The sequence below is a fragment of the Paenibacillus sp. J14 genome, from assembly GCF_000518465.1.
Classification (GTDB): Bacteria; Bacillota; Bacilli; order Paenibacillales; family Paenibacillaceae; genus Fontibacillus; species Fontibacillus barengoltzii.
The window spans coordinates 1-1,494 of the sequence record NZ_JADQ01000111.1; the positions used below are offsets into that span (position 1 = coordinate 1).

At 50.3% G+C, this 1,494-nt stretch carries 2 protein-coding genes; both read right to left on the reverse strand.

The genetic code is table 11. The features are described from left to right. Positions 1-154: 154 nt before the first annotated feature. Positions 155-343, reverse strand: a complete 189-nt coding sequence (locus tag M891_RS0122140; protein WP_028540299.1) for a hypothetical protein — start codon at positions 341-343, stop codon at positions 155-157. A gap of 26 nt (positions 344-369) precedes the next feature. Further along, positions 370-1,140, reverse strand: a complete 771-nt coding sequence (locus tag M891_RS0122145) for a polysaccharide deacetylase family protein (RefSeq protein ID WP_028540300.1) — start codon at positions 1,138-1,140, stop codon at positions 370-372. Positions 1,141-1,494: the final 354 nt, after the last annotated feature.

Here is a 1,494-nt window from a genome sequence, read left to right on the forward strand (position 1 = left end):
GGGATGATCATCTTTGATGTCTTTATTATATGTGATTTTTTTCACTATATATGTGATTTAAATCACAAATATCAGAATTTGAGAAAATAAATTTTTAAATAAAACAGCAAGGCGGGCTGGAATCCCGTCTTGCTGCATGGTTGGAGGATTTCACTTATTTGGCTTGACCCTTGTTTTGATTCGTTTTTTCCGATTCCCCCGTCAAAGTTTCCGTCCATTCCTCCATCATCTCGCCAACCAAATCTTCGAGCTTCTCCGTGGCTGCGGTAGGGTGCTTCGGAACGGGGATCGGATCCACACCAGAGCCCTCCCCGGGAGGCAGGGTGTTCTGCTTTTTATCCATGAGTGCCTGCTCCTTTCCAATGAAGTTTAGTGATTCTCTTTCATTTGAGGATCCGGCGTCGTCACCTTATGCGTCAGCAGTTCGGATACGGTAACGAAGCGATAACCCCGGCGTTGCAGTTCCGGCAAGATGACCTTTAGCGCTTCGATCGTCTGCGTGCTGTTGTACACGTAATCATGCATCAGGATAATATCGCCGTTGCGGGCGTTGTCCAGCACCTTGCGTACGATTCGTTGTACGCCGGGCGATGTCCAATCCTTCGTATCCTGATGCCAGGACCAGAGGATCATCTGCAGGTTGTGATGCTTGGTTAGTTCGACGATAGCATCATTATAATATCCGCCCGGAGGACGGAAGAGGACGGGTTTGCGTCCGGTGGTCTCGAGAACGGCTTCCTGGGTCATGGTCATCTCTTCCTTCAAGGCCGACAACCCCAGTCGGTGTAAGGATGGATGGTGATAGGAATGGTTGCCGATTTCATGACCGGCGGCTTGTTCCATTTTCACGATGTCGGGGAATCGCTTCACCCGGTCACCAACGACAAAGAAGGTCGCCTTCGCATGATACTTCTCCAGGAGCTCGAGGATTTTCGGTGTTTGCTGTTCATCTGGTCCGTCATCAAAGGTTAAGGCGATGTATTTTTCTTGCGTTGGCACTTCCCATACAATGTCCCCGCGTTCTTCATAATAGCTTCGTTGCTTGCCATGAACCGGGGAGGATGCCTCTGTTACAGGGGCAGAGAGAAGCGCAATGCCAAGGGCGATGGTGAGCGCTGCTCCCAGTTTGATTTTGACCATCGGTTTTACGTGCCTCCATCAACTATACTTGAGCGCTTGTCCGTCCGGGCAACTCGCAGCTTCCGGCCGGCGCTGTCCGTTTAGTTTGGCTGTCCATCGGCACTTTTATCCATGGAAGGGGAATCCTTCTCTTCATCAAAAAGATATCCGTCCTCCGCTTTATGTAACGATGGGCAATCATGATGTTGCAATGGCGGACGAGAGGACGTATGGGGACAGTAACATACTTTAACGAGAACGTGCGCCTTTGGGGCGCACGTTTTTGTTATGGCTTTAGCCAGTTGAGCTCGCGAAGCGTGCGAAACAAAAAACCACCCGCTATGCGGGTGGAGGAACGAAGGTTTGACCAACTAG

Bases quoted from the DNA above. Each gene is read 5' to 3' on its own strand.
- M891_RS0122140 (WP_028540299.1), bottom strand. From the start codon at position 343: ATGGATAAAAAGCAGAACACCCTGCCTCCCGGGGAGGGCTCTGGTGTG.
- M891_RS0122145 (WP_028540300.1), bottom strand. From the start codon at position 1,140: ATGGTCAAAATCAAACTGGGAGCAGCGCTCACCATCGCCCTTGGCATT.